Source organism: Geodermatophilus marinus (assembly GCF_003428645.1).
In the GTDB taxonomy this organism is placed as follows: domain Bacteria; phylum Actinomycetota; class Actinomycetes; order Mycobacteriales; family Geodermatophilaceae; genus Geodermatophilus.
In genome coordinates, this window is record NZ_QVQH01000009.1 from 86489 (window position 1) to 112243 (window position 25755).

Below are 25755 nucleotides of genomic sequence, written 5' to 3' on the forward strand. Positions count from 1 at the left end.
GGCAGCGCGGAGCGCGGCTCACCGTCCCCCGCCGAGGAGGGCCGACAGCCGCTCGCCCACCGGGGCGACGGTGGGCAGCGGAGCCCGCGCGACGTGGTCCGGCTTGAGCGAGCGCAGCAGCTCCTCCCCGTCGCGGGCCCAGTCGAACCGCGGTCGCTTCATCAGCCGGCGGACGACGGTGCTCGCGGTCTCCGGGTCCCGGGCGGCCAGCCGGCGCAGCACCGTCGGCGCAACGGTGTCGTCGTGCAGGTAGCCCAGCACCGTCTCCCGGTGCCGCCGGCGACGCAGCAGGTCGGGGTTCGCGAACGCGTCGGCGACCAGCCCGAACTCGGCGAGGAAGTCCATCCCGTCGTCCTCGTCGTAGATGAACGCCACGGTCTCGCACTCGACCAGGTCCGGCGGGAGCTCGATGACCGGGGCGGGCGCCCCACCCGGCCGGCGCGCCACCTCCGGGTGCTCCCGCAGGATCTCCTCCTGTCGAGCCCGGTAGAACTCGTCGAGCCGCTGCTGCGCCTGCTCCCCGGGCACGACCACCAGGTCGGTGCCGAAGAACCGGATGAACCGCTGCCGCTCCTCCCGCTGCACCTCCCACGCCCGGGCCAGCTTCTCCGGGTTGCGGAACGCCGCCTCCGGTGAGCGCAGCGACACGTCCAGCGCCACCTGGGCGGCCAGCGCACGCTCGGCGGGCCGCAGCACGCTCACCGGCCCGCTGAACACCCACTCGTCACCGACCGCGACCAGGCGGGCGAGCAGGAACGACCGCTTCGGCGTCCGGCGGAACACCGACCCGCCGCTGGTCGAGCGCACCCGGTAGGTCAGGTCGTCGACGAGGTTGAGCACGGTCAGCGCGTCCCGGTCGCGGCGCTCCACCTCGAACACGCCCGTGACGACGTCGCGCCAGCCGAGCAGCATCTGCCGTTCCTCCGAAAGGAGGTCGGGGTGGGCGTCGACGAAGTGCTCGACGACGGTGCGGCCATCCTTGAGCCGGTGCTCGAGCAGGAAGGAGTCCCACAGCAGCACGAGGCCGTTGTCGTCCACGGCCACGTCGGCCTCGTCCTGGTCGGCGAGCATGGCGCTGAACGCCCGGGCGTAGCGCGGCTGCTCCGAGAACTCCACCAGCTGCCGCTTGAGCTCACCGGCCCGCTCGACGAGGTCCTCTCCCACCATGAGCAGCCTCCGCGCCGGGGACGTCCGCGGTCGCGCCCACCGTAGGCCCGACCGCCCCCGCTTCCCCGCCTCCCTTCCGCGCGATCATGAAGTCCGGGAACCGACATCCCGAGCGGGCCCGGCGTGTCGCCTCCCGGAGTTCATGATCGAAGCGCGGTCGTGTTGCGACGTCGGCCAGGCGTGACGCGAAGTGGTCCTCCCCCGACCGGTGACCTGACGGCCTCTCCCGACCGCCTCCCGTGCCGGGAGGTTCAGCGCAGCAGCTCACGGACCCTGGCGCGCAAGGATGCCGGATCACCCCAGCGGTACCGCTCGTCTGCGTCGTAGAGCCGCCGATCACCTTCGGCGGCCAACTGTTCGAGCTTCTCGAGCAGTGCATCGAGCTCGAGCAGCGTCCGTCGCTCGGGCCGGATCGGGCCCGTCACAAGGAACGAGCGTTGAGCAGGTCAGCGGAGACGTTCGGCTTGCTCAGCACGGCATCGGACAGCAGCGACACCTCGGCGCCGAGCAGGTGCCCGGCCGCGACCGCGAACTCGGCCATGTCCAGGGCGTCGCGGTCGGGATCGACCCGGCCGAGCAGGCGACCGGGCGAGGCGAACCGCAGGTCGTGGATGCCGTGCTCGGCGGCCAGGGCGACGAGCTCCTGAGCGTGAGCGCGCACCAGTTGCTCATCGGCGCCGACCGGCTCGGGCGCAGGGATGCCCGTGGGGGGACCGTACGTGTCACCTCAGCGGGAGAAGGGGGAGAACCTCGCCGACTCCCCCGGCTGACGCCCGCGGCGCCGCGTGGTTGCACCACCCGGAGATCAGGCCGAGTCGAGCCGGTACAGCGCGGTGTGGTGGACCTGCAGCACCGGCTGGTCGCCGGCCAGCACCAGCGCGTCGTACCGGACCTCGTCATGGCGGCCGCGGCGACCGACGGCGGTGACCCGCCCGTGCGCGGTCAGCTCGGCCGGCAGCCGGGCGAGGCCGAGGAAGCGGCAGTCGCTGGACGTGTGGATCCACGGCCCCAGGGCGACGTTCTGCATGAGCAGCTCGTTGACCAGCCGCAGGAGCAGGCCGGGGTGGGCCAGCGCCTCCTCCCGGTACAGGTCCAGGGGCTCGCCGATCGCCGCCAGGTACCACTCGTTGCGCTCGACGGTGCCGGCCTCGCGGACGCCACCCAGCGGGCCGACGACCGGGTCGGCCACGAGCTCCGACGGCGCGGGCACCGGCCGGTAGCCGCTGAGGTCGGGACGGTCGGCCTCGGGATCGGCCGACCCGACGCAGCGCACCTCGCCGGACGGGGCGCTGACGGTCAGCCCACCGTCCTCCAGCTCGACCAGCAGCTCGTCGCCGTCGTAGGTGGGCCGCCGGAAGCGCAGGTCGATCCGGCCCCGGGAGAGCCAGTCGGCTCCCCAGGCCGCCACCAGCGGCGTGGTCGTCCGGGCGAACAGCTCGACGCCGGGGACCAGCGCCCCCGAGAAGCCGTACCGCCGGGCGACGTCGTCCTCGTGGATCTTGTTGGGTGACTCGTCGACGACGTGCGCGACGAAGCGATGGGGCTCGGGAGCGGTCACGTCGCCGGATGCTGCCGTGCCGCTCCCCCGCTGTCGACGCCGGCCCGACTGCGGGTCGCCGGCCGGTCCCCCGCCGACCGGGATGGGCGGCGAGCGCCGGCGGTCCGACCACTCCACGAGCTGCACCGATCCGGCCGGACCGGTCCAGCCCGGTCGGCACAGGCCGTCCGGTCATGGCCGGGACCCGCGGAATTCGGTGCCGGCACCTCAGTCGCAGAATTCCTCCTGCTCGGGACCGACCACGATCGTGGGAAAGGCCAGCGGACCGGACGTCGCCGCAGAGGACGCCGTCGCGCCGAAGTCGCCACCGAGGGACGTCGCGAGGGAAGCGACGTGCGCGCCGAACGCCTGGCACCCCCCGGGAGGCGGGGGTGCCGGCGCGGCCGACGCCGTCGCGGCCGGAGCCAGGACGAGACCGGTAGCAGCCAGGAGGACGACCAGTGCTCGTCGACGGTCCATGACATCTCCCCACGTTCGCAGTCCGGGCGGTGGCGACGATCGTCGCGTCGCGGCCGTTCCCCGTCGATGACCCGGCCTCGCATCTGCGGCGCGACAGGCCGGGCGTCACGGCAGGTGACCGGGCGGATCCCGGTTCACCGGCGCCCGGGCCTCGCCCCGCCCCTGGGGAGGGACAGCTCGGCCGGGAAACGGCATCAACGGTTGACCGGTCGCACGGGCCATCGCCGAGGAGAAGCAGCCGGCCGACGTCCAGCCGAGCCGGGTCGTCCACCCCCCTGCCGACGGGCTCGGTCGGTCCACCCAGCGCCTCGATGTACCGGTTGGCGTCTCACCGCGGCAGCCCGGCCTCGTCGTGGAGCAGGTCAGCGTGGTCGGCGCTGCGGTGGGGCTCGACCCACCGGCCCGCCGCGTCCCGTGCGATCGCCCGGAGCCGGGCTGCGCCCTCGGCCGCGACGACGTCCCCGCGATCCCGGACCCGGTCGAGCCGCTCCCGCGCGGCGATCGTCACCGCGCGGGTGACGCTCTCGCCCGTGGCGGCCGCGAGCTCGCGGGCGAGCGCCTCGAACTCCGCGTCCTGGATGGCGAGGCTCACGGCACAACCCTGCCCCTGCCCGCGCCCGGACCCGTTGACCACCCCGCGGCCGACGACGAACCTGCCGACGTGGACGCCGATCCACGGACGACGATCGCCGGGCAGGCCCGGTCCATCGCGGCGGCCTGGTCCCCGCCGGACGCGCCGCCGAGCTGGTGGCTGACCGCCGCCACCTTCACCGCGATCGCCGAGGACGACGCCCTGCTCGACCTCGCCGCGACCATCCCCTTCGACCGGCTGCCGCCGCTGCTGCTCAGCGCCGCGATCCGGTACCACCTCGACGACCGCGGCCCGCCGGAGCTGCGCAGGTACTACCCGAGCCCCGGCGGCAGCCAGCGCCCGCCGGACGGCGGCTTCCGCCCCGCGCTGCGCGGATTCGCGAGCAGCGAGGCGAAGGCCCTGACAGACCTCTGCCGGCAGCACCGCTACCAGATGACCGAGGTCGCCCGCTGCCTCGACCTGCTCCCCGCTCTGGCCACGATCGCGGCCGAGGACCCGCGGACGATCGCCCTCGTCGACCTCGGCACCGGCGCCGGACTCGGCCTGCACCCCGACCGCTACCACTGCACCTACCGCCTCCCCGACGGCACCGCGCTCACCGCCGGCGACGAGCACTCCCCCGTCCACCTCTCCTGCGACGTGCGCGGCGCGCTGCCCCCACCCCGGGTCCCCGCGATCGCCGCCCGGCTCGGCGTCGACGTCGAGCCGCTCGACCTCGCCGACGAGCGCACCGCCCGGTGGCTGGCCGCCTGCGTCCCGCCCGAGGTGGACGCCGTCACCCGGTTCTCCGCCGCCGTCGACGTCGCCCGGCAGCACCCCGCCCCCACCCTGCGCGGCGACCTCGTCGACGTCCTGCCCGCCGTGGTGGAGCGCACCCCGCCCGGCGCGCTGCTCGTCCTGGTCGACACCTACGTGCACGTCTTCCTGCCGCCCGGCCGCCTCGCCGCCTTCCGCGCCGGGGTCGACCGCCTCGGCCGGCGCACAGACCTCGAGTGGGTCTCGGTCGACCCGCTCGTCCCCCTCGGTCCGGCCCCCACCGGCACCGTGCAGGGCCTCGACGTCCCGCCGGGCTGGCTCGAGGAGGACCGCGTCTTCGGCGTCATCGGCCGGGTCGGGTACCGCGGCGGCGAGCGCCACGAGCAGCTGCTGGGCCGCGCCCACCCCGGCGCGGCCTGGCTCGAGTGGACCCCCGACGGGAGGCAGCGATGACCGAGGCCCGCGAAGCGGTGGAGCGCTTCAACGAGGCGTTCGCCCGGCACGACGTGGACGCGGTCATGGCCGCCATGACCGAGGACTGCGTTTTCGAGTCCACCTCGCCACCCGACGGCGAGCGCCACGAGGGCCAGGCGGCGGTCCGCACGGCCTGGGAGGAGCTGTTCACCTCCACCCCCGGCGGCCGGATCGACGCCGAGGAGGTGGTGCCGCTCGGCGACCGCGTCGTCGTCCGCTGGGTCTACCGGTGGCCGGCCGGCGACGGCGGGGAGGGGCACGTGCGCGGCATCGACCTGTTCCGCGTCCGCGACGGCCGCGTCGCCGAGAAGCTTTCCTACGTCAAGGGCTGACCCGGCCGGGCCGGCGTGCTCACCGCAGGGTCGGCGCGTCGGTCGTCCACCAGCGGTACATGACCGACGGCGACCAGGTCGCGTCCTGCGCCAGCGCCAGCACCGCGTTCGCCGCCGAGCCCCAGAGGATCGTCGTGTCCCCGGCGCTGGACTCGTAGCAGCCCAGCGGCCCCTGCGTCACGCCCTCCAGCACCCAGGTGTTGCGGGCGTTCCCGATCGCGCAGTCCCCGGCCGGCAGGTCGCCGACGAACGCCTCGAAGGCGTCGCCCATCGCGGGCGCGCTCTCGAAGGCGAACAGCGTCAACCCGTCGGGCCGGTTCCCGCCGAGGGGGCACTCGATGGAGGCGACCAGCCCGGCCGCCGGGTCGGCGCCACCGGCGGCGCAGCCGGCCCGCAGGTCCGGCGGCAGGAGGGCCAGCAGGAGCTCCTCCTCGGTCGGCACCGGAGCACCGCCGCCGGTGCCCTCACCACCGCCGTCCTCCCCGGCCTCGACGGCCTCGACGATGCCCCGGGCGACCGCGGAGTCGCGGAACACCGCACCCAGCACCAGCCCACCGACGAGCGCGGCCCCGGCGAGCGCGATCCCGACCAGCACCACCGCCGGGTGGGCCCGCCGCCGCGCGAGCGCGGTGAGGACGCGCTCGGCCTCGGGGTCGGCGCCGGCCAGCGGCGGCCGGTGGGCGGCGAACGCCGCGGGGGTCCACAGCCGCACGAAGGACAGCAGCTCCAGGTAGCGGGACGTGGCGTGCGGCGTCGGCCGGAGCAGCTGCGCGAACCGCAGCAGCGGCCGGCGGCGCGCCTGGAGCGCCTGGGCGGTGAGGCCGTCGGCGCGGAGGTGCGGAGCGACGGTGGTGCCCACCAGCGCCCGGTACACCGCCTGCAGGCTGACCTCGAGGTCCCCGCAGCAGGCATAGGCGATGCGGTCACCGGAGAACACCGTCGCCCGGTGGTACGGCAGCACGAACGGCGCCACGAACACCGTCAGCCCCGTCATCTGGAAGGCGGTGAAGATCGGCGACCACCACTGCCCGTACCGGGCCTTCAGCGCCCCGACGTACGTGGCCAGGGTGAAGAGCAGCTGCTCCCGCTCGTCCGGGTCGCCCGGATCGCCCAGCGCGTCCCCCTCGGCCACGAGGACGTGCACGCCGAAGTAGGTCGTGAGGCTGATCGGCGCGTCGTCGGCGGACAGCACGCGGCTGATCTTGTCGACGACGAAGAGGTCGACCCGGCGCGAGTACGACAGCCGCCCCCGGACCACGTCGACGACCGCCTGGACCTCGGGCAGCGTCCGCTCCGACACCAGGACGGCGTCCCCCAGCAACCGGATCCGCCAGATCTGCACGAGGACCCAGATCAGCAGGACGGCGCCGGCGATGCCGAGCACGATCGCGAGCAGGACCGTCGCCTGCCCCAGCGACACCAGGACGAAGACCGCGACCGCGGCCGCGACGGCCAGCGCCACGAGGGCCAGGGCGAACCGGGACGGCTCCGCCGGGTGGCGCAGCAGCGCGATCGGCGCGCCGGTCAGCGGCCCCGGGACGGGTGGCCAGACCCGCGTCGCGCCGGCCCCTGCGGCACCGGCCCCCACGGCACCGGCACCCGGCGGTGCCGGCCGGGGCGGCACGGGAACCGTGCGGGGGTCGTAGGGGGAACGGGTGGAGGCCACGGGATCCCTCCGTCCGGGGAACGGGTCAGCCAGCGCATGGTCGGGCGGGGACGGACAGCCCCACTCGACCGAGCCGTCACCCGGCTCCCTGATACCGGCCCGACCCGATCCGGCCCGGCCGTTGTCCTCCGGGGGCCACCCGAGGAGTCTGGACGGTGCGGCGAGGCCGCCCGGGCGTCGCCGCCGACAGGAGAGGAGCGGTGGCATGTACGCCCGATCCACCACCATCCGGGGCAACCCGTCGGCCATGGACGACGGCATCGCCTACATGCGCGACGAGGCCATGCCCGCCATCCAGGAGATGGACGGCTGCATCGGCCTGTCCATGCTCGTCGACCGCCGCGCCGGCCACTGCATCGCCACGTCGGCCTGGCGTGACGAGGAGGCCATGCGCGCCAGCGCCGAGCGCATCCACCCGATGCGCGAGCGCCTGGTGCAGACCTTCGGCGGCGAGCCGGAGGTGCAGGAGTGGGAGATCGCCGTCCTGCACCGGATGCACCCCACGGGGGACGGCGGCGGCGCGCGGCTCACCTGGGTGATCATGGACCCGTCGCGGATGGACGAGCTGGTCGACGGCTTCCGGATGAGCCTGATGCCGCGGCTCGAGGAGATGCCCGGCTTCCGCGGGACCAGCCTGATGGTCGACCGGCGCAACGGCCAGGCGGTCGGCACCGTCGCGTTCGAGAGCCCGGCGGCCATGGAGGCGACCCGTGAGCGGGCCCGCGGCCTGCGCGGGGAGTTCACCGCGGCGATGCGCGCGGAGGTCACCGACGTCGCGGAGATGGAGGTGGCGCTGGCCCACCTGCGGGTCCCGGAAACGGTCTGACGGACGGCGGCGGCCCGTCCGGTGCCCGATCCGGGACCGGACGGGCCGGACCTCCTGCGCCCGGACGCCGGCGTGGCCGCCGAGGCGGTAGCTGCCGAGCGCCGCGGCACCGGCGCGGATCGACGCGGAGACGCGGGCCCGGGGGCATTGATCCTCCGGCCGGGGGCGAGGACGCTTCGGGTCGGCCGGGCGACGTCGCCCGACGCCGCAGGGCTTCCCGCCGTCCGGGGGCGTGGTCCGGTCGTCTCAGGTCACCGATGCCGCACGAGGGAGGACCAGGCGATGGCCAGCATCGAGCGCAAGAACGTGGACCGTCCCGACGAGTCCCGCACCCCGGAGAAGACCCGGATGGACGTCGTCCAGCTGGGCGACGCCACCGTCGCCCGCATCACCCTGCAGCCCGGCTGGACCTGGTCGGACTGCATCCAGCCGATCGTGGGCACGGCGAGCTGCCAGGCCGCCCACCTGGGGTTCGTCGTGTCGGGCCGGATCCACATCAGGGCCGACGACGGCGCCGAGACCGACCTGGGCCCCGGTGACGTCTACCGGCTCGAGCCCGGCCACGACGCCTGGGTCGCCGGCGACGAGCCGGCCGTGGCGCTGGAGTTCGAGAGCAAGACGGCCGAGACCTACGCCCGGGCCTGACGCCACACCCCGGCCGGCCGCGGCCGGCGCCGGGCCGGGGCGGCGGGCCCCGGCCCGGACGGCGTCAGCCCTGCGCCGACCGGCGCATCGACCACATCTGCGCCGGGCGCTCGAACTGGGAGGCGACCTCCCAGCTCACCGCGCCGTTCACCGTCTCCCGGCGGAAGTTGCCCACCGCGACCCGGGCCAGCTCCGGGTCCGCGGCGGCCCGGGCGGCCAGCTCCAGCGCGCGGTCCTCGACGGCGTCGTCGTCCACGGCCTCCCAGGCCAGCCCCAGCTCGGCGGCGCGCGTCCCGTCGACCTCCTCGCCGAAGATCGCCATCGCCGCCGCGGCCTCCCGGCCGATCAGCCGGGAGAGGATCACGAAGTGCCCGCCGCCGGGGTGCATGCCGCGCTTGAGGAACCCGCACAGCAGCCGGGCGTCCCGCGCCACGATCCGCAGGTCGGTCGCCAGCAGCATGTTCATCCCGGCGCCGACCGCCGAGCCGCGGACCGCCGCGACCGTCGGCACCCGCACCTGCCCCAGCCGGTAGAAGGAGTCGTAGATCGACGACATCCCCTCGTAGGCGGCCGGCTCGGCCGGGTCCTTGCCGGCGGAGGTGAGCGTCCCGATGTCGCCGCCGGCGCAGAACGACCGCCCGACCGCCTTCACCACCAGGGCCCCGACGTCGGACCGGGCGTCGACCTCGTCGAAGAGCCCGATGAGCTCGCGGGCCATCCCCGGCGTCAGCGCGTTGCGGCGGTCGGGCGCGTTGAGCGTCACCACCGCGACGCCGCCGTCCACCTCGAGCAGCACCTCACCGGAACCGGAGCCAGCAGCCACGCGCCCACCTCTCGTCGAGCGGCCGGCGCCGTCGCCGGCCGGCCGGGAACCATCCGCAGGCATCACACCACGCCCGCCGGAGCCGCGACCCACCGGCAGCCCGTTCCCCAGCCGTTCCGGTTCCGTTTGCCGGGGGTTCGGATGGGGGACAGTGGTCGCGTGTTCCGCGGGCTGCGCCGCACCGCCCGGGACGCCGTGCACCTCGGGCTCGGCGCCGCGGCCCTCGCGGCCGCTCCCGCCCTGGTCGGCGCCGGCCTGCTGACCGGCGGCACCGCCCGGGCGGCGCGGGGCACGCTCGACACCGCCCACCGCGCCGCCGTCGCCGGCACCCGCGCCGTCGGCACCCTCGTCACCGGCGCCGACCCGCTGCCGAACGGCCACCTGCACGACCTGCTCGACGCGGCCCGGGGCATGGTCGAGTCCCCGACGACCCGCCACACCCGCCGGGTCTGGGCCGACCGCGACCGCGTCCAGGTCGAGATCGAGGAGCCCGCCGACGAGCAGCCGGACCAGGCCCGCCGCACGCTGCGCCGGCAGCTCGAGCGGCTCGACGGCGTCCAGTGGGCCACCGTCAACGGCGTCGTCGGCCGGGTCCTGGTCGCCGTCGACACCCGGCGGGTCGGCGTCGAGGACGTCATCGGTGTGATCACCGAGATCGAGCAGGCCCGCGGCGGCACGCACGTCTTCCCGCAGCGCCCCGACCACCCCGCCGACCTCGAGCCGCTGCTGGCCGCGCTCGTCGCCGCCGGCATCGACCTCGCCTCCGTCGGCGTCTCCCTGGCCGGCCGCTACCTGCCGATCCCGCCGCTGCCCCGGCACGTCACCCTGCTCACCGCGCTGCTCGACACCCAGCAGTGGCTCAAGCGGGGGCTGACCCAGCGCATCGGCCCGATCGGCACCGACCTCGTCTTCGCCGGCACCAGCGCCCTGCTGCACGCGCTCACCCAGAGCCCCACCGTGCCGGCGCTCAACGCCGTGTCGGCGGTCCAGCAGGCCCTCGAGGTGCGCGAGCGGCGCCGGGTCTGGCGCCGCCGCGAGCGCGAGCTGTGCCTGCCCGAGCCGGACGAGGACGCCGCCGAGCCGCTCCCGCCGCCCCGGTCGCGGCCGGTCCCGATGTCCCCGGGGCCCATCGAGCGCTACCGCGACCGCCTCGACCCCACCGAGCTCGCCGCGGCCCTGGCCCTGCTGCCGCTGACCCGCAGCCCCGGCCGCGCGGCCGACCTGCTCCGGGCGCTCACCCCGCGGGCCGCCGTCCAGGGCCGGGAGTCCTTCGCGGCCACGCTGGACCTGCTGCTCTCCCGCCGGGGCGTGCTGCCCATGGAGGGCTCGGCCTACCGCCGGCTCGACCGCGTCGACGCCGTCGTCGTCGACGCCGCCGCGCTGTGCACCGGCCCGCCGGCGGTCGTCGAGGCCACCGCCGGGGCCGACGGGTGGGACGACGCCGCCGTCTGGACCGCCGCCACCTCCCTCCTGGCCGGCGACGACCGGGAGGGTGGCGGCGGGGGTGGCGGGCGGGGCGGCCGCCTCCGGCTCGGCCCGCCCCGGACGTCGGACGACGCACCCGGCGCCGAGGTCCGCTCGCTGCTGCAGGGCCGCCGCCGGGTCGGCACCGCGACCGTCGCCCCGGGGCTCGACCCGCACGCCGAGGCGCTGCTCACCACCGCGGCGGACGCCGGCGCCCGCGTGGTGCTCACCCGGCACGCCGGCGCGGCCGACCTCGCGGGGCTGGCCGACGAGGTCACCGGCGACCCGCTCGTCGACACCGTCCGGCGGCTGCAGGCCGAGGGCCGCGGGGTCCTGCTGGTCTCGGCCACCGACGGGCCGGCGCTGATGGCCGCCGACGTCGCCGTCGCCCCGGTCGTCGAGGGCCGCGCGCCGGCCTGGGGCGCCGACCTGGTCACCGCGCCGGGCCTGGCCGACGCCTGCCGGATCGTGGCCGCGACCACCGACGCGCGGGCGATCAGCCGGCGCGCGGTCGCCACCGCGCTGACCGGCAACGTGCTCGGCGGCCTGCTCGCCGCCGTCGGCAGCGCCACCTACGGCCAGGAGCGGGCGACCACACCAGGCAAGTGGGCGACGGTCACCACGATGGTCACCGGGACGTGGGCGGGTGTGCAGGCCGGCCGGCGCCCCGCTCCCCCGCCGACCGTGCACACCCCGTGGCACGCGCTCGACCCCGACGAGGTGCTGCGCCGGCTGCCCGCGGCATCGGAACCCGACCACCGCGACGCGCGCCTCCGGCACGCCGGGGCCCGGGTGGCCGCGCTGCCCGTCGTCCGCCTGCCGGTCCGCTTCGGCCGGACCGTCGCCGCCGAGCTCGCCGACCCGCTCACCCCCGTGCTCGGCACCGGCGCGGCGGCGACCGCGGTGCTCGGCGAGGGCGTCGACGCGCTGCTGGTCGGCGGCGTCACGGTGGTCAACGCCGTGGTCAGCGGCCTGCAGCGGCTGCGCGCGGAGACCTCGCTGGAGGCGCTGCTGCTCGAGCAGGACCGCTGCGTGCGCCGCGAGGTCCGCGGCGGCGCGCGGGACGGCGGGGTCGAGGAGGTGCCCGCGACCGCGCTGCGGGTCGGCGACGTCGTCCGCCTGGAGCCCGGGGACGTCGTGGCCGCCGACGCCCGCCTGCTGGAGGCCGGCGACCTGGAGGTCGACGAGTCCGGGCTGACCGGGGAGTCGCTGGCGGTGGCCAAGTCGGTGCCGCCGACGCCGGGGGCCGCGGTGGCCGACCGCACCTGCATGGTCTTCGACGGGACGACCGTGGTGGCCGGCTCCGGCCGGGCGGTCGTCGTCGCGGTCGGCGACGCCACCCAGGCCGGGCGGGCGGCCCGCGCCGCCGGGGGCGCCGCCCCGCCGGCCGGCGTGCAGGCGCGGCTGGCCGAGCTGACCCGCTCGGTCCTGCCGCTCTCCCTCGCCGGCGGCGGGGTGGTCGCCGGGCTCGGCGTGCTGTGGGGCCGCCCGCTGCGGGAGGCGGTCGCCTCCGGGGTCGCCGTCGCCGTCGCCGCGGTGCCCGAAGGGCTGCCGCTGGTCGCCACCGTCGCCCAGCAGGCCGCGGCCCGGCGGCTGTCCCGGCACGGCGCGGTGGTGCGCAGCGCGCGGGTGCTGGAGGCGCTCGGCCGGGTCGACACCGTCTGCTTCGACAAGACCGGCACGCTGACCGAGAACCGGCTGCGGGTGACCCGGCTGGTGCCGCTGGGCGACGGCGGCGAGGAGGACCTGCTCCGGCTGGCCGCCGCCGGCATGGGCAACGGCCACGACGCCGCGCACGAGACCGACCGCGCCGTGCTCGAGGCCGCCGGGGAGGCCTGGGCCGGCCCGCCCGAGGCCGGCCTGGCCTTCGCCGCGGGGCGGGGCTTCTCCGCGGCGGTGCGGGACGGCCGGCTGATGGTCAAGGGGGCGCCCGAGGTCGTGCTGCGTCGCTGCGAAGGGGCCCCGGACGACGTCCGCGACCGGGTGCGGGAGCTGGCCGCCGACGGGCTGCGGGTGCTCGCCGTCGCCGACCGGGCGGTGGACGGCGTGCCCGAGGACCTGGAGGAGGCCGCCGGCGGGCTGACCCTGCGCGGGCTGGTCGGGCTGTCGGACCCGCTGCGGGAGTCCTCGGTGCGGGCGATCGAGCAGCTGCGCGCCGCCGGGGTCCGCGTGGTCGTGGCGACCGGCGACCACCCCGGGACAGCCTGCGCGATCGCGGCGGGGGCCGGGATGCCGGACGCCGACCGGGTGGTCACCGGCGCGCAGCTGGCCCGGGCCTCGGAGTCCGAGCGGGCCGGGATGGTCCGGGACGCCGCCGTCTTCGCCCGGCTCTCCCCCGAGCAGAAGGTCACGCTGGTCGCCGCGCTGCGCCGGGCCGGCGCGACGCTGGCGATGACCGGCGACGGGGTCAACGACGCCGCCGCGATCCGGCTGGCCGACGTCGGGGTCGGCGTCGAGGGCGCCGAGTCCCCGGCCGCGCGGACCGCCGCCGACCTGGTGCTCACCGACCTGGACCTCACCCGGCTGGTCGACGCGGTCGCCGAGGGCCGGGCCATGTGGTCGCGGGTCCGCGACGCGGTGTCGGTGCTGGTCGGGGGCAACGCCGGCGAGGTGGCGTTCACCGTGCTCGGCGCGGCGGTCGGCGGCCGGGCGCCGCTGAACACCCGCCAGCTGCTGCTGGTCAACCTGCTCACCGACATGTTCCCGGCGCTGGCCGTTGCCGTCGCCGCCCCGCGCCGGGCCGCCGACGGCAACGGCCGCGGCGGCAACGGGCACGACGGCAACGGGCACGACGGCCCGCTCGCCGGCCACCCGCTGGCCGCCGTGCTGCGCGCCGGGCCGCACCGCGGGTTCGCGGCGGAGGTCCGGCGCATGGTGCTCGTGCGTGGCGCCGCGACCGCGTTCGGCGCGACCGGGGCCTGGGTGGTCGGCCGGGCGACCGGGCTGGTGCTGCCCCGGCGGGCGAGCACGATGGGGCTGGCCGCGCTGATCACCACCCAGCTGGCGCAGACGGCGTGGTCGGGGCGCCGCAGCCCGCTGGTGCTGGCCACGGTCGCCGGGTCGCTGGCCGTGCTGGGGGTCGTCGTCCAGACCCCGGGGCTGAGCCGGTTCTTCGGCTGCACCCCGCTGGACCCGGTGTCGTGGGGGGTCGTGCTGGCCTTCGCGCTGGCCGGCGCCGCCGGCGCCGAGCTGCTGCCCCGGCTGACCGCCCGCTGGACGTCCCCGGCCGCGGTGTCCTGACCCGCCGGGCGGCGGCTGCAGGCGGCGGAACCGGACGACCGGCCACCCGCTGTTGCGCTACAGATGTGCTACGTTTGTAGCCGTGAAGGTCGCCTCCCGGGAGCTGCGCAACGACACCGCCGGTGTGCTGCGCCGCGCGGCCGCGGGCGAGTCCGTGCAAATCACGGTCAACGGCGAGCCGGTCGCAGAGCTCGGCCCGCTCCGCACCCACCGTCCGCACTGGACGAGGAGTTCCCTCCTCGTCGAACGGCTCGGTGCCATCCAGGCCGATCCGGCTCTCGGCGACGAGTTGCGCGCGCTCTCCGGCGGAACGGACGAGCTCGGGCCCATCGGGTGACCCGCGGCCTGCTGGACACCAGCGTCTTCATCGCCCGTGAAGGCCGGGGCCTCGACGTCGCACGACTGCCCGACGAGGTAGCCGTCTCCGTGATCACCTACGGGGAACTGCGCGCGGGCGTCCTGGCCGCTGCTGACCTGTCGGTGCGGTCGCGCCGGCTCACCACCCTGCAGACCGTCGCCGACCTGAACCCCTTGCCGATCGACGCACCCGTTGCCGACGCTTGGGCGGAGCTCCGTCTGCGCCTCGCCCGGTCGGGCCGACGGATGAACGTCAACGACACGTGGATCGCCGCCACCGCACTCGCCCACGACGTGCCGGTCGTCAGCCAGGACGCCGACTTCGATGTGCTCGCCGACCTCAGCGGACTCCACGTCGTCCGGGTCTGAGGCGCACTCCCCTGCCCCGTGTCTCGCGAGCCCGGTGCCGCCACCTGCGGGGCGCCGCCGACCGGGCTCAGGTGAAGAGGCCTCGGATGTCCTCGGCGGTGAGCGCACCGGACATCGCCCCGTCCTCGTCGTCCATCACCCGGGTGAACAGGTCGCGCTTGCGCTCCTGCAGCGCCAGCACCTTCTGCTCGATGGTGTCCGCGGCCACCAGCCGGTAGACCATCACCGTCTTGTCCTGGCCGATCCGGTGCGTGCGGTCGACCGCCTGCGCCTCGGCCGCCGGGTTCCACCACGGGTCGAGCACGAACACGTAGTCGGCCTCGGTGAGGTTCAGCCCGAACCCCCCGGCCTTGAGGCTGATGAGGAAGACGGGGGCGCGCCCGTCGCGGAACCCGTCGACCACCCGCTGCCGGTCGCGGGTGCGCCCGTCGAGGTAGGCGTAGGGCAGCCCCGCCGCGTCCAGCCGGCCGCGCACCGTGCCCAGGAAACCGGTGAAGGAGCTGAACACCAGCGCGCGGTGCCCCTCGGCGACCACCTCCTGCAGGTGCTCGAGGAACGCGTCGGCCTTGCTCGACCGGATCCCGGCGTAGGCCTCGTCGACCAGGGACGCGTCGAGGGCGAGCTGCCGCAGCAGGGTGAGCGACCGGAAGATGGTGAACCGGTTGCGGTCGAGGTCGTCGACGAGGCCGAGCACCTTGCGCCGCTCCCGCTGCAGGTGGGTGTCGTAGACCTTGCGGTGCTTCGGGTCGAGCACCACCTCGAGCACCTGCTCCTGCTTGGGCGGCAGCTCGGCGGCGACCTGCTCCTTGGTGCGGCGGCGCATCAGCGGCCGGACGCGGCGGCGCAGCGCGGCCAGCCGCTCCTGGTCGCCGCCCCGCTCGATCGGCGTCCGGTAGTGCTCGGTGAACCGCTGCGGGCTCGGGAACAGCCCGGGCGCGACGATGGAGAGCATCGACCACAGGTCCATCAGGCTGTTCTCGACCGGCGTGCCGGTGATGGCCAGCTTGAACCGGGCCGGCAGCCGGCGGGCGGCGGCGTAGGTCTTCGCCTGGTGGTTCTTCACGAACTGCGCCTCGTCGAGCACCAGCCCGCGCCAGGGCAGCGCGCGGTGGTCGGCCTCGCCGAGCCGCAGCAGCGTGTACGAGGTGACCACCAGGTCGGCGCCCTCCACCGCCTCGGCCAGGGGCACGCCCAGCTTGCGGCCCGTGGCCTCGACGGTCCGCACCCGCAGGTCCGGTGCGAAGCGGGCGGCCTCCCGCGCCCAGTTCGACACCACGCTGGTGGGCGCCACCACCAGCACCGGGGCGGTCAGCTCGCCGGCCTCCTGGGCCCGGCACACCACGGCCAGGGTCTGCAGGGTCTTGCCCAGGCCCATGTCGTCGGCGAGCACGCCGCCGAGCCCGGTGTCCCACAGCACGGACAGCCACTGGTAGCCCGCCAGCTGGTAGGGCCGCAGCCGGGCGACCAGGCCGGCGGGTGCCGCGGGCGGCGCCGCGCCGGCCACGTCGAGCAGCGCCCGGACGTCGCGCGCCCACCGCTCGCTCTGCTCGGCGACCACGCCCAGCTGCACGAGCTCCTCCCAGAGCCCGGCCTGGTAGCGGCTGATCCGCAGCCCCGGCCGGTCGACGTCCTGCAGCGCCCGCGCCTCGTCGATCAGCGCCCGCAGCCGCTCGAACTCGGGCCGGCGGACGTCGAACCACGTGCCGCTGGGCAGCAGCAGGTGCTCCTCCCCGGCCGCGAGCGCCGCGAACAGCAGGACGAACGGGATGTCCTCGCCGTCCACGGTGACCGTGACGCCGAGGTCGAACCAGTCGCCGTCCCCGCCGTCGGTGCCGGCCTCACCGCCGGTCGCCGACACCGCCACGACCGGGTCGGCCTCGGCGCGCCGGAACTCCGGCGGCTCGCCGGTCACCTCGACCAGCACCCCGGCCTCCGCGAGCCGGGGCAGCAGCTCGGTCGTGAGGACGACGGTGTCCATGCCGGCCAGCTCGGCGCTCTCCTCCGGCCGCCGGCCGGGCCCGTCCGGCCACAGCCGCGCCAGCCGGGCCGGTGGCGCGGGCAGGGCCCGCAGCAGCCGCTCCTCCGCGGGGGCGTCGCGCCCGGCGTCCGCACCGGGGGCCAGCGGCAGCCGGCGGGCCTGGTCCCCCGCCCGGTACTCCACCGTCCAGGTCAGCCGGGCACGGTGGCCGGGCGCGTGCTCGACGGTCAGGCACAGCCGCGGCGGCAGCACCTCCGGGAGCTCCACCGAACCGTCGGAGGAGAAGACCGGCAGCGCGCGGTGCAGCGCAGGGTAGAACCCGCCCAGGAAGCGGGCGCGGTCGGCCGCCGGCACGCGCACCGGCCCGCCGGTGACCACCTTCTCGGCGCTCCGGGGCACCCGCTGCAGGGGCACCAGCAGCAGCCCACCCTCCGGGACGAGGCCGGCCGGCAGCCCCTCGGCGCCGTCGACGAGGGCGGCGCCGTGCGGCGGGCTGCCGAGCAGCAGCGCCGACGCCGCCGGCAGGACGTCGTCCCCCAGTTCGACGACCGCCTGCAGCCGCAGGCCGGCGTCCGCCTCCTGGCGCACGTCCACGGCGAGCGCGCCCGGGTGCCCGGCGACGCGGACCGGCCGGCCCCGGGCGGTCATGAACGGCACGCCGTCGTCCACCGCCTGCTGCAGGGCCGGCCAGAGCGTGGGGCCGAATTCCTCCAGCCGCACGTGCGCGTCACCGGAGGCGTAGTAGTAGGCGCGCACGGCGCCGGCCGCGTGGTGTGCCCGGTACACGGCCAGGAGCGCGGCGGCGTGCGCGGGGTTGCGCCGCCCCGACCAGTCGTACTCGAGGTCACGCCACGACACCCCGGTGCGGATCCAGCGGCCCTTGGCGCCCGGCACGACCGGGCGCAGCCGCACCGACACCCCGGACGCGGCGCCGCGGCGGCCCTCCTCGACGTCGAACTGCAACCCCAGCGGGGTGCCCGTGCCGGACGCCCCGCCCGGCACGAGGTCGCCCAGCACGCGCTCCCACGCCGGCGGGCCGGGTGCCACCGGCGCGGCGGGGAGAGCGGCCCGGGCGGCCACGAGCAGTGCGGCGACGTGCTTGCAGTCGACGCCGACCGGGCAGCTGCACTCCCCCCACCAGCAGTCCTGGGCGCCGTCGTACTCCGCCACGGTCGTGTACCGCTGCCCCTGGCTGCCGGTCACCACGGCGGCGAGCTGGCCGGTCGCGGTGACGCAGGAGAGCTGCGACACCCGGCCCTCACGGGCGTACGCGGAGCCACGACGCCACGCGCCCTCGTCGACCGAGCGGCGGATCACGGGGTCGGCGAGCGCCGGCTGCATCTCCTCGAGCACGCCTCCGAGGCTAGGGCCACGGGCACGCCTTCGAACACTTGTCCACAGCCGGCGGCTGGGGTCGGGTGGTTCTCCGGCCGGTCCCCGCACGGTGACGGTGGGATGAGGCAGCCGACGTGCGGTCAGCGGTCAGGCTCGGTGTCCAGCGGCTTCAACGGCACGACCGACCCCGGCCGTACGTACCCGGGTTCCCGTAGCCGCCAGCCCCCACCGACCGGCTCGCGCTCCTCGGTCGGGCAGTCGGGGGAAGGCGTCAGGTAGCCGAGGCCACGCTGGACCAGGCGCGGGTAGGCGTACCGGTCGATGAACGGCGTGTGGAACCACAGGCGCAGCCACCAGGGTGCGGCGGCTACGTCGACATCCGCGCCGTAGCCGAGGGGGATGTGATCCCAACCTTCCAACGCCATACGCACAGGGTGGCTGCCACCGGTTCGCCGGACCAGCGGTCATGCGGTTCCCACCGTTCCCTCACACGGCGGTACGAGGCCGGTGGGTCGGCGGGGTCGGGGGGTCCGCGGGCGGCAGCAGCGTCCGCCCGGCGCCTTTCGCGCGGTCGCGCGCGGGGGACGAGATCCGACCTCCCTACCCACGCTGACCTGCGCAGAACTGTCGGTGGTGCTGGTTGGCGTGCGGGCATGGAGGACGGAGGGCTGCCGCGGCCGCCGGTGGAGGGTGAACCGGTGCCCGTCCTGCCCGCGGACGTGGTGTCGCGGGATTCGGGCGAGCTGGAGCTGGTCTGCGACATCTGGTCCGCCGACGCCCACGTGGCGCGCGAGCACGCCCGGCAGGCGGCAGCGATCGCGGAGCTGGCGCGCCGGCGCTCGGTCGAGCGCGACACCGCCCTCGGCCTGCGGGGCGGGCCGGGACCGGACTCCCGGGCGATGCGCCCGGCCGCGCTCACCGACGTCTCCGACGACGTCGTCACCGAGCTGGCCCTCATCCGCAACTGCTCGGAAGCCGAGGCCGGCCGGCTCGCCGCCGAGTCGCTGCTGCTCACCACCACACTCGCCGCGACCTGGTCGGAGCTGTACGCGGGGCGGTTGACCGTGCGCAAGGCGCGCATCCTTCTCGACCTCCTGGAGGACGCCGACGACGCGGTCGCCGCCGGGGTCCACGCCCGGGTGCTGCCCGGCGCCGAGCAGTGCCCGCCGGGCCGGCTGGCCGACCGGGCCCGCTACCACCTGTACCGGCTGGACGCCGAGGCCAAGGAGCGCCGCCGGAAGGAGGCCGAGCGCCGGGCCGACGTGCACGTCGAGCGCACCGCCGACGACCTCGGGCGGCTGGTGGTCGAGGGTCCGCTGCCCGCCGTGCACGCGGCCCGCGACGCGGTCGACCAGTACGCCCGGTGGATGCGCGCCGACGGGGACGACCGGCCGATGGGCGTGCTGCGCTCGGCAGCCGCGCTGGACCTCATCCTCCGCCCCTGGGACGCCAGCCGCCCGTCCGTGACCGCACAGCTGCACATCCACGCCGCGCTGCCCTCGCTGCGGGCCGACGCGCCGGTCGGCGCGGCCCCGGCGGAGCTGGACGGGCAGTGGATCTCGGCCGCCCAGTGCCGCGAGCTGCTGGCCCAGCTGGCCGTGCTCGGCCTCGGCTCCGTCCCGACCGGCGGGGCCGTGCACGTCGCGATCGACGACCCGGCCACCGGGGAGACGCTCGCGGTGGCCACCCGCGCCGCGCTCCGCCGCGCCGCCGGCCGCGGTCGCCGCATCCGCCGCCGGGACCGGCGGAGCAGCGGGGGCTGCCCGGGCCGGGGTCAGGAGGAGCGCACCCACCTGGAGGGGACGGGCGGGAAAGGCGGGAACCGACGACGGGATGGGCGGGAAGACGGGCACAGCGGGCAGAGCGGGCGAAGCAGGCAGAGCGGGCGAAGCAGGCAGAGCGGGTGAAGCAGGCAGAGCAGGCACCGCACACGGCGCGGGCGACGGGCCCGGCCTGCGGCGTCCGCCGCCGACGCGTCGCTACCGGCCCACCGCCGCCCAGCGCCGCCTCGTCACCGCCCGCGACCGGCACTGCCGCATGCCCGGCTGCCGACGTCGACCCGGCCGCCACGACCTCGACCACGGTCAGGCCCACTCCGCCGACGGGCCGACCGACTGCTGGAACCTCTGCTGCCTCTGCCGTCGGCACCACCGGATCAAGACCTTCGCGCGCGGCTGGTCCTTCACCCTGCTGCCGGACGGCCGGCTCGTCGTCCGCACACCGTCGGGGGTCTCCCGGACCACCCGCCCGCCCGGCTGGTGCCACGACGCCGAACCCGACCCGCCCTGGCTCGACGAGCTCGCGCCACCCGACCCGCTGCCCATCTGAGGACTCGTCCACCGGTCCGGCCGGCAGGTCGGCGGTGTGCCTTCACGGCGTGCCGCCGGAAACGCGCCGCAGCGCGCCGACGGGCCGCCGTCACAGCAAGGGGCTACCGTCCGGTAGGTGACCTAGGTCACTGGACAGATCCGACTCCGCGACAGGCAGGACGATGCTCTACACCGCCTACGAGATGAACCGCCGCGCCGGCGCACCCGTCGTCGCCGCGTCCGAACTGACCTCGCGGGCGCTGCACGCCCTGCCCGGGCCGCTGGCCCGCACCCCGGCCGTGCGGCACGTGCGGGCGGCGTGCGACATCCTCGCCAAGGCGCGCCCCACCCACGACCGCCCGGCGTTCGGCATCCCGACCGTGCCGGTGGCCGGCCGCGACGCCGAGGTCGTCGAGCGCCCGACGCGGACGACGCCGTTCAGCACGCTGCTGCACTTCGCCAAGCCGTCGGTCGTCGGCCAGCCCCGCGTGCTCGTCGTCGGCCCCATGTCGGGCCACTTCACCACGCTGATCCGGCCGACGATCCGCACGCTGCTCTCCGAGCACGACGTGCACGTCATCGACTGGCACAACGCCCGCGACGTCCCCGCCCACCACGGGCCCTTCGGCCTGGACGAGTACGTCGAGCACGTCGTGGACGCGCTGCGCCACCTCGGCCCCGGCACCCACGTCGTGGCCGTGTGCCAGCCCGCCGTCCCGGTGCTGGCCGCGGTCGCGCTGCTCGCCGCGGCGGGCGACCCGGCCGAGCCGGCCAGCGTCACCCTCATGGCCGGCCCGGTCGACACCCGGGTCAACCCCAACCGGGTCAACGCCTCGGCCGCCGGCAAGCCGCTGACCTGGTTCGAGCGCCGGGTCGTCGACACCGTGCCGCGCCGGTACCCCGGCGCCGGCCGGCGGGTCTACCCCGGCGTCGTGCAGCTGACCGCCTTCATGTCGATGAACCCGAAGCGGCACGTGGGCGCGCACGCGCGCATGTACCGCGACCTGGTCACCGGCAACGAGGCCGCGGCGGCGACCACCCGGGCCTTCTACGACGAGTACGGCGCGGTCATGGACGTCCCCGCCGAGTTCTACCTGGAGACGGTCGGCCGCATCTTCCAGGAGCACCACTTCGCCACCGGGCGCTTCACCTGGCGGGGCCGGCCGGTGGACCCCGGAGCGATCCGCAACGCCGCGCTGCTCACCGTCGAGGGCGCCAACGACGACATCTGCTCCCCCGGCCAGACCGAGGCCGCCCATGCGCTGTGCACCGGGATCCCCGACGAGCGCAAGCGGCACCACCTGCAGCACGGCGTGGGCCACTACGGGGTCTTCAGCGGTTCCCGGTGGGAGGCCGAGGTCTACCCCGTCGTCCGGGCCCACATCGCGCAGGCGGCCGCGGCCGAGCGGACGGCGTAGCCAGCGCATCCCCTCCGCCCGTCCGGCCCTCGACCGAGGTCGAGGGCCGGACGACCCTGGCGCCCCGCAGCGCCCCGAGGACCATCGGGGACGCCACGGGCACCCGAGGTGAGGAGGCGCGCCATGACCGGGACCACCAGCGCAGCGATCACGAAGGACCGGGCCCGCCAGGCGATGACCCGCTTCGTCGCCGCCTGGGAGCAGGGCGACCTGGCGGCGGTGGACGAGCTCTTCGCCGAGGACGTCGTCTACCACGCGCCCCCGTTCCCCGACATGGGCCGCGCCGAGCTGCGGGAGTTCATCGCCGCCTTCCGGACCGGCTTCTCGGGGATGCACGTCCAGGTGCAGGAGGACCTCGTCGACGGGACGACCTCGGTGCACCGGTGGACGGTCGAGGCGGTCCTCTCCGGGACGACGGACCTGCTGCCCGGCGTGGAGCCGACGGGCAACGCCACCACCGCCCAGGGAAATCACGTCCTGCACTGGTCCGGCGACCGGGTCTCCGAGGCCTGGCACTTCGGGGACTGGCTGGGCTGGCTGACGAAGGCCGGCGCCCTGCCCCCCATGCCGGGTACCGGCGCCTGAGGGCCGCGGCGGAGGGCGCACCCGGGCGCTACCGTCCGCCGCATGCCCCCCGAGGCCGCCGGCCGCCCGTCCCGCAGCCGGATCGCCCGCACCGCCCGGCTGGCCGTGCTCCCGGCCAGCTTCGCCGGCCGCACCGCCGTCGGCCTCGGCCGGCGGATCGGCGGCCGACCCGCCGAGGCCGTCGCGGCCCAGGTGCAGCAGCGCACCGCCCAGCAGCTGTTCGCCACCCTCGGCGAACTCAAGGGCGGCGCGATGAAGGTCGGCCAGGCGATGTCGGCGATGGAGGCCGCCCTGCCCGAGGCGCTGGCCGGCCCGTACCGCGAGGCGCTCGTGCAGCTGCAGGAGGCCGCACCCCCGATGCCGGCGGCGCTGGTGCACCAGCAGCTCGCGGCCGCCCTCGGCGGGGACTGGCGGACGCGGTTCCGCGAGTTCGGCGACCGGCCGGTCGCCGCGGCCAGCGTCGGCCAGGTGCACCGGGCGGTGTGGGACGACGGCACCGCCGCGGGCACCCCGGTCGCGGTCAAGGTCCAGTACCCCGGCGCCGGGGACGCGCTGGTCGCCGACCTCGGCGTGCTGCAGACGGTGGTGCCGCTCATGCGGGCGGCCGCGCCCGGCATGGACGCCCGCGCGCTGGTCGCCGAGCTCCGGGCGCGGGTGGTCGAGGAGGTCGACTACCCGCACGAGGCCGCCGCCCAGACCGCCTTCGCCGACGCCTACGCGGGCGACCCGGACATCGCCGTCCCGGAGGTGCTGGCCGTCGAGCCCGGAGTGCTGGTGACGCGGTGGGTCGGCGGGACGCCGCTGTCCCGGGTCATCGCCGAGGGCGGCACCGCCGACCGCGACCGCGCCGGGCTGCTGCTGCTGCGGCTGTTCGCCTCCGCCCCCGTGCGCGCGGGCAAGCTGCACGGCGACCCGCACCCGGGCAACTTCCGGCTGCTGGACGACGGCCGGCTCGCCGTCCTCGACTTCGGCGCCACCGAGGACCTGCCCGCCGGCTGGCCGACGCGGCTCGGCCCGTTGCTCGCCGCCGGGCGGGACGGCGACGCCGCCACGATGCACCACCTGGCCGGGGCGGCGGGGCTCCTCCAGCCGGGCGCCGTCTCCCCCGGCGCGCTGGCGGCCCTGCTCGACCCCTACCTCGAGCCGCTGCGGACGCCGTCCTACCGCTTCACGCGGGGCTGGATGCAGGAGCAGACCCGCCGGGCCTCCGACCCGCTGGGCGCGGCGTCCCGCACCCAGCGGCGCATGTCGATCCCGCCGCGGCACCTGCTGCTGCAGCGGGTGGCCGTCGGGCTGGTCGGCGTCCTCTGCTCGCTGGGCGCCACCGTGGCCGTGGACGCCGAGGTCCGGCGCTGGCTGCCGGGCTACCGCTGACGGCCGTGCGGCCCGGCTCACGGAGGGTCAGGGAACGCGGGGCGCCGCCGTCCGGGCCCCGCACCGTCTTCAGCGACGGTCCGCGCCCCCGCGCCGCTCACTACCGTCGCCCTCCTTCCCCAATCCCGGAGGAGGTCGCCATGACGCAGACCGTCAGCAGCAACGTCGAGGTGATGAAGGACCTCTACGAGGCCTTCGCCCGCGGGGACATCGAAACGGTGCTCGCCCGGATGGCCGACGACATCGAGTGGTACGAGGCCGAGGGCAACCCCTGGCATCCGGGCCGCGCGTTCCGCGGCCGGCAGGAGGTCGTCGACGGGGTGATCCAGCGGATCGCCGAAGAGTACGAGGGCTTCCAGGTCCTGCCGCACCGCTTCATCGCCGGAGGGGACACCGTGGTCGTCGAGGCCCGCTACGCCGCGCCACGGTGCCGGGCGACCGGCAAGGCGTTGGACGCCCAGGTCGCGCATGTGTGGGACCTCCGGGACGGCAAGGTGGTCCGCTTCCAGCAGTACGTCGACACCCGCCACCTCGCCGACGTGCTCGGCGCCTGAGAACGCCACCGGCCCGGCCGGGGTGCTCGGTTGCACCCCGGCCGGGCCGGTGGCCCGCAGGGACGGCTCAGACCGCGACGCGGCCGGGCGGCCGGCGGCGGACGGTCCGCACGGTGCGGACGGCGGCGTTGCGGGCGGCGGTGAGGATCGGGCCGGTGTCCCAGGGCTGCCGCGGCTCGGGCACCTCCGGGTCGCCCGGGGCCGGCGGGACCACGGGGGCCGCCGCCGCAGCGGGCGCCGGAGCCGGGGCGGGGGCGGGACGGCGGCGGGCCAGGATGGCCTCCTTGCGCCGCTCGATGCGGTCCTTCTCGGCCAGCACCAGCAGCTCCTCGTTCGCGCGGGCCACCTCCAGCCGGGACTCCTTCTGCAGCTCCTCGATCTCCACGTCCCCGGAGTCGCGCAGCGCGGCCAGCCGGTCGTAGGTGCTCGGCGGGCCGAAGTTGAGCAGCAGCTTCATGAGGACCGGCAGGATCTCCACGCACATGAACAGCAGCGAGAGCATCGTCTTGGCCGCCCACAGGGTGGTGTTGCGGTCGCTGAGCCGGTCCAGCGCCTCCAGCCGCATGAGGATCCCACCGGACCCCTCGTTGGTGGCGTCGAAGGCCGCCTGCAGCCGGTCCTGCTCGGCGGTCAGCCGGGCCAGCTCGGCCTGGTCGGTCTCCAGCGAGGAGGCGGCCTGGCCGGCGCTGCGCGCCTCGGCGGCCGAGGCGGCGGCGAGCGCGGCGTCGAGCTCGGTGCGGGCGCCGGTGACGGCCGCGGCGGCGGCGTCCGCGGCCGCGCGGGCCTGCTGGTAGGCCGCCCCGGTGCCGGCGTCGCCGGTGCCGCAGGTGCCGTCCAGCTCGCACTGGGCCCTGGCCTCGAGCTCGCGGGCGGAGGCGACGGCGGCGTCGTGGGCGGCCTGCGCGGCGGAGGCCTGGGCGTGCACGGCGGCCAGGCCCTCGTCGCTGCGCCCGCCCGAGGCCACGACCTCCTGGTCGGTGGCGATCCGCGCCCGCAGCTCGGGGAGGCCGGCGAAGCGGGCGTCGGACTCCAGCGAGGTCCGGTAGGCGTCGGCGGCCTCGGCCTGCATCGTGACGATCTCGGTGTCGATCTCCTTGTGGAACACCTGCAGCGTCAGCGGCGTCGCCACCACCACGCCCAGGACCAGCGCCAGCCCGACCCGCGGCACGGCCATGGCCAGGTTCCGCTGCCACGAGCCGTCGTGCGCCATCCCGACCAGCAGCATCCGGTCGAGGTTGACGATCACCGCGCCCCAGAACAGGCCGACCAGCAGCGCGAACGGCCACCACATCCCGATCGCCATGTGCACGGCGAACGCCGCCGACAGCACCGCGAGCCCGCCGGTGCTCAGCAGCACCCCGCCGAGCGCGACGAACTTCGGCCGGGCCCCGGGCGCGGCCGCCAGCAGGTCGGGACGCGCCCCGCCGAGCACGGCCAGGCCGTCCCCGATCCGCTCTCGAGCCATGTCGCACGC

The 25755-nt window shown here is 76.4% G+C and carries 24 protein-coding genes; 13 read left to right on the forward strand and 11 right to left on the reverse strand.

Going from position 1 to position 25755, the window contains the following annotated elements:
- Positions 1 to 18: 18 nt before the first annotated feature.
- From D0Z06_RS12280 to D0Z06_RS25355, 6 genes are all read right to left on the reverse strand, one after another.
- Complete coding sequence (locus D0Z06_RS12280) at positions 19 to 1167, reverse strand: hypothetical protein (protein WP_117377697.1); 1149 nt, start codon at positions 1165 to 1167, stop codon at positions 19 to 21.
- Between the two features lie 251 nt (positions 1168 to 1418).
- A complete protein-coding gene (locus D0Z06_RS25350) occupies positions 1419 to 1592 on the reverse strand; it encodes a hypothetical protein (RefSeq protein WP_158579967.1) in 174 nt (57 codons plus the stop codon).
- Positions 1589 to 1828: a hypothetical protein gene (locus D0Z06_RS12285; RefSeq protein ID WP_117377699.1), complete on the reverse strand. Its 240-nt coding sequence runs from the start codon at positions 1826 to 1828 to the stop codon at positions 1589 to 1591. The genes D0Z06_RS25350 and D0Z06_RS12285 overlap by 4 nt, the downstream gene beginning before the upstream one ends.
- 144 nt (positions 1829 to 1972) lie before the next feature.
- Positions 1973 to 2725, reverse strand: coding sequence for a hotdog family protein (locus D0Z06_RS12290; RefSeq protein WP_117377701.1), 753 nt, complete (start codon positions 2723 to 2725; stop codon positions 1973 to 1975).
- Between the two features lie 207 nt (positions 2726 to 2932).
- The gene (locus tag D0Z06_RS12295) at positions 2933 to 3184 is read right to left on the reverse strand and encodes a hypothetical protein (RefSeq protein WP_117377703.1); all 252 of its coding nucleotides are present in this window, start codon (positions 3182 to 3184) and stop codon (positions 2933 to 2935) included.
- Positions 3185 to 3512: 328 nt separating this feature from the next.
- A complete protein-coding gene (locus D0Z06_RS25355) occupies positions 3513 to 3776 on the reverse strand; it encodes a type II toxin-antitoxin system VapB family antitoxin (protein WP_158579968.1) in 264 nt (87 codons plus the stop codon).
- Between the two features lie 69 nt (positions 3777 to 3845).
- Between D0Z06_RS25355 and D0Z06_RS12300 the strand changes: the two genes are divergently transcribed.
- Positions 3846 to 4985: a DUF2332 domain-containing protein gene (locus D0Z06_RS12300; protein WP_158579969.1), complete on the forward strand. Its 1140-nt coding sequence runs from the start codon at positions 3846 to 3848 to the stop codon at positions 4983 to 4985.
- The gene (locus D0Z06_RS12305) at positions 4982 to 5338 is read left to right on the forward strand and encodes a nuclear transport factor 2 family protein (protein ID WP_117377706.1); all 357 of its coding nucleotides are present in this window, start codon (positions 4982 to 4984) and stop codon (positions 5336 to 5338) included. The genes D0Z06_RS12300 and D0Z06_RS12305 overlap by 4 nt, the downstream gene beginning before the upstream one ends.
- Before the next feature lie 19 nt (positions 5339 to 5357).
- On the opposite strand, the gene D0Z06_RS12310 is transcribed toward D0Z06_RS12305, so the two are convergent.
- Entirely contained in the window at positions 5358 to 7004 is a 1647-nt protein-coding gene (locus tag D0Z06_RS12310) for a M48 family metalloprotease (RefSeq protein ID WP_158579970.1), read from the reverse strand.
- Positions 7005 to 7209: 205 nt separating this feature from the next.
- Between D0Z06_RS12310 and D0Z06_RS12315 the strand changes: the two genes are divergently transcribed.
- Entirely contained in the window at positions 7210 to 7830 is a 621-nt protein-coding gene (locus tag D0Z06_RS12315) for an RNA-binding protein (protein WP_117377710.1), read from the forward strand.
- A gap of 282 nt (positions 7831 to 8112) precedes the next feature.
- The gene (locus D0Z06_RS12320) at positions 8113 to 8475 is read left to right on the forward strand and encodes a cupin domain-containing protein (protein WP_117377712.1); all 363 of its coding nucleotides are present in this window, start codon (positions 8113 to 8115) and stop codon (positions 8473 to 8475) included.
- Positions 8476 to 8539: 64 nt separating this feature from the next.
- Here the strand turns inward: D0Z06_RS12320 and D0Z06_RS12325 are convergent, their stop codons facing one another.
- Complete coding sequence (locus D0Z06_RS12325) at positions 8540 to 9298, reverse strand: enoyl-CoA hydratase/isomerase family protein (RefSeq protein WP_233517630.1); 759 nt, start codon at positions 9296 to 9298, stop codon at positions 8540 to 8542.
- A gap of 159 nt (positions 9299 to 9457) precedes the next feature.
- On the opposite strand from D0Z06_RS12325, the gene D0Z06_RS12330 reads away from it, so the two are divergent.
- From D0Z06_RS12330 to D0Z06_RS12340, 3 genes are all read left to right on the forward strand, one after another.
- A complete protein-coding gene (locus D0Z06_RS12330; protein WP_233517631.1) occupies positions 9458 to 14002 on the forward strand; it encodes a cation-translocating P-type ATPase in 4545 nt (1514 codons plus the stop codon).
- 82 nt (positions 14003 to 14084) lie between these two features.
- Complete coding sequence (locus D0Z06_RS12335; protein WP_117377717.1) at positions 14085 to 14339, forward strand: type II toxin-antitoxin system Phd/YefM family antitoxin; 255 nt, start codon at positions 14085 to 14087, stop codon at positions 14337 to 14339.
- Positions 14336 to 14728, forward strand: coding sequence for a type II toxin-antitoxin system VapC family toxin (locus tag D0Z06_RS12340; protein ID WP_199522281.1), 393 nt, complete (start codon positions 14336 to 14338; stop codon positions 14726 to 14728). Before D0Z06_RS12335 ends, D0Z06_RS12340 begins: the two co-directional genes overlap by 4 nt.
- A gap of 67 nt (positions 14729 to 14795) precedes the next feature.
- Here D0Z06_RS12340 and D0Z06_RS12345 read toward each other — a convergent pair whose 3' ends face one another.
- Both D0Z06_RS12345 and D0Z06_RS12350 read right to left on the reverse strand, forming a co-directional pair.
- A complete protein-coding gene (locus tag D0Z06_RS12345; protein ID WP_117377720.1) occupies positions 14796 to 18059 on the reverse strand; it encodes a DEAD/DEAH box helicase in 3264 nt (1087 codons plus the stop codon).
- Between the two features lie 122 nt (positions 18060 to 18181).
- On the reverse strand, positions 18182 to 18466 hold the full coding sequence (locus tag D0Z06_RS12350; protein WP_147332040.1) for a hypothetical protein: 285 nt from the start codon (positions 18464 to 18466) through the stop codon (positions 18182 to 18184).
- 273 nt (positions 18467 to 18739) lie between these two features.
- On the opposite strand from D0Z06_RS12350, the gene D0Z06_RS12355 reads away from it, so the two are divergent.
- From D0Z06_RS12355 to D0Z06_RS12380, 6 genes are all read left to right on the forward strand, one after another.
- On the forward strand, positions 18740 to 19948 hold the full coding sequence (locus tag D0Z06_RS12355) for a DUF222 domain-containing protein (RefSeq protein WP_147332041.1): 1209 nt from the start codon (positions 18740 to 18742) through the stop codon (positions 19946 to 19948).
- 130 nt (positions 19949 to 20078) lie between these two features.
- Positions 20079 to 20369, forward strand: coding sequence for an HNH endonuclease signature motif containing protein (locus D0Z06_RS12360; protein WP_117377726.1), 291 nt, complete (start codon positions 20079 to 20081; stop codon positions 20367 to 20369).
- Positions 20370 to 20532: 163 nt separating this feature from the next.
- Complete coding sequence (phaZ, locus tag D0Z06_RS12365; protein WP_117377728.1) at positions 20533 to 21768, forward strand: polyhydroxyalkanoate depolymerase; 1236 nt, start codon at positions 20533 to 20535, stop codon at positions 21766 to 21768.
- 123 nt (positions 21769 to 21891) lie between these two features.
- Positions 21892 to 22353: an ester cyclase gene (locus tag D0Z06_RS12370; protein WP_117377730.1), complete on the forward strand. Its 462-nt coding sequence runs from the start codon at positions 21892 to 21894 to the stop codon at positions 22351 to 22353.
- A 42-nt stretch (positions 22354 to 22395) separates the two neighbouring features.
- The gene (locus tag D0Z06_RS26930; RefSeq protein ID WP_117377732.1) at positions 22396 to 23727 is read left to right on the forward strand and encodes an ABC1 kinase family protein; all 1332 of its coding nucleotides are present in this window, start codon (positions 22396 to 22398) and stop codon (positions 23725 to 23727) included.
- Between the two features lie 140 nt (positions 23728 to 23867).
- Positions 23868 to 24281, forward strand: coding sequence for a nuclear transport factor 2 family protein (locus D0Z06_RS12380; protein WP_117377734.1), 414 nt, complete (start codon positions 23868 to 23870; stop codon positions 24279 to 24281).
- 67 nt (positions 24282 to 24348) lie between these two features.
- Here D0Z06_RS12380 and D0Z06_RS12385 read toward each other — a convergent pair whose 3' ends face one another.
- Positions 24349 to 25746 (reverse strand): DUF4407 domain-containing protein, encoded by a 1398-nt coding sequence (locus D0Z06_RS12385; RefSeq protein ID WP_117377736.1) that lies wholly within the window; start codon positions 25744 to 25746, stop codon positions 24349 to 24351.
- Between the last annotated feature and the right edge of the window lie 9 nt (positions 25747 to 25755).

Coding starts and splice junctions, on each gene's coding strand:
- D0Z06_RS12280 (WP_117377697.1), bottom strand. CDS start 1,167: ATGGTGGGAGAGGACCTCGTCGAGCGGGCCGGTGAGCTCAAGCGGCAG.
- D0Z06_RS12295 (WP_117377703.1), bottom strand. CDS start 3,184: ATGGACCGTCGACGAGCACTGGTCGTCCTCCTGGCTGCTACCGGTCTC.
- D0Z06_RS12305 (WP_117377706.1), top strand. CDS start 4,982: ATGACCGAGGCCCGCGAAGCGGTGGAGCGCTTCAACGAGGCGTTCGCC.
- D0Z06_RS12315 (WP_117377710.1), top strand. CDS start 7,210: ATGTACGCCCGATCCACCACCATCCGGGGCAACCCGTCGGCCATGGAC.
- D0Z06_RS12320 (WP_117377712.1), top strand. CDS start 8,113: ATGGCCAGCATCGAGCGCAAGAACGTGGACCGTCCCGACGAGTCCCGC.
- D0Z06_RS12350 (WP_147332040.1), bottom strand. CDS start 18,466: ATGGCGTTGGAAGGTTGGGATCACATCCCCCTCGGCTACGGCGCGGAT.
- D0Z06_RS12360 (WP_117377726.1), top strand. CDS start 20,079: ATGCCCGGCTGCCGACGTCGACCCGGCCGCCACGACCTCGACCACGGT.
- phaZ (WP_117377728.1), top strand. CDS start 20,533: ATGCTCTACACCGCCTACGAGATGAACCGCCGCGCCGGCGCACCCGTC.
- D0Z06_RS12370 (WP_117377730.1), top strand. CDS start 21,892: ATGACCGGGACCACCAGCGCAGCGATCACGAAGGACCGGGCCCGCCAG.
- D0Z06_RS26930 (WP_117377732.1), top strand. CDS start 22,396: ATGCCCCCCGAGGCCGCCGGCCGCCCGTCCCGCAGCCGGATCGCCCGC.
- D0Z06_RS12380 (WP_117377734.1), top strand. CDS start 23,868: ATGACGCAGACCGTCAGCAGCAACGTCGAGGTGATGAAGGACCTCTAC.
- D0Z06_RS12385 (WP_117377736.1), bottom strand. CDS start 25,746: ATGGCTCGAGAGCGGATCGGGGACGGCCTGGCCGTGCTCGGCGGGGCG.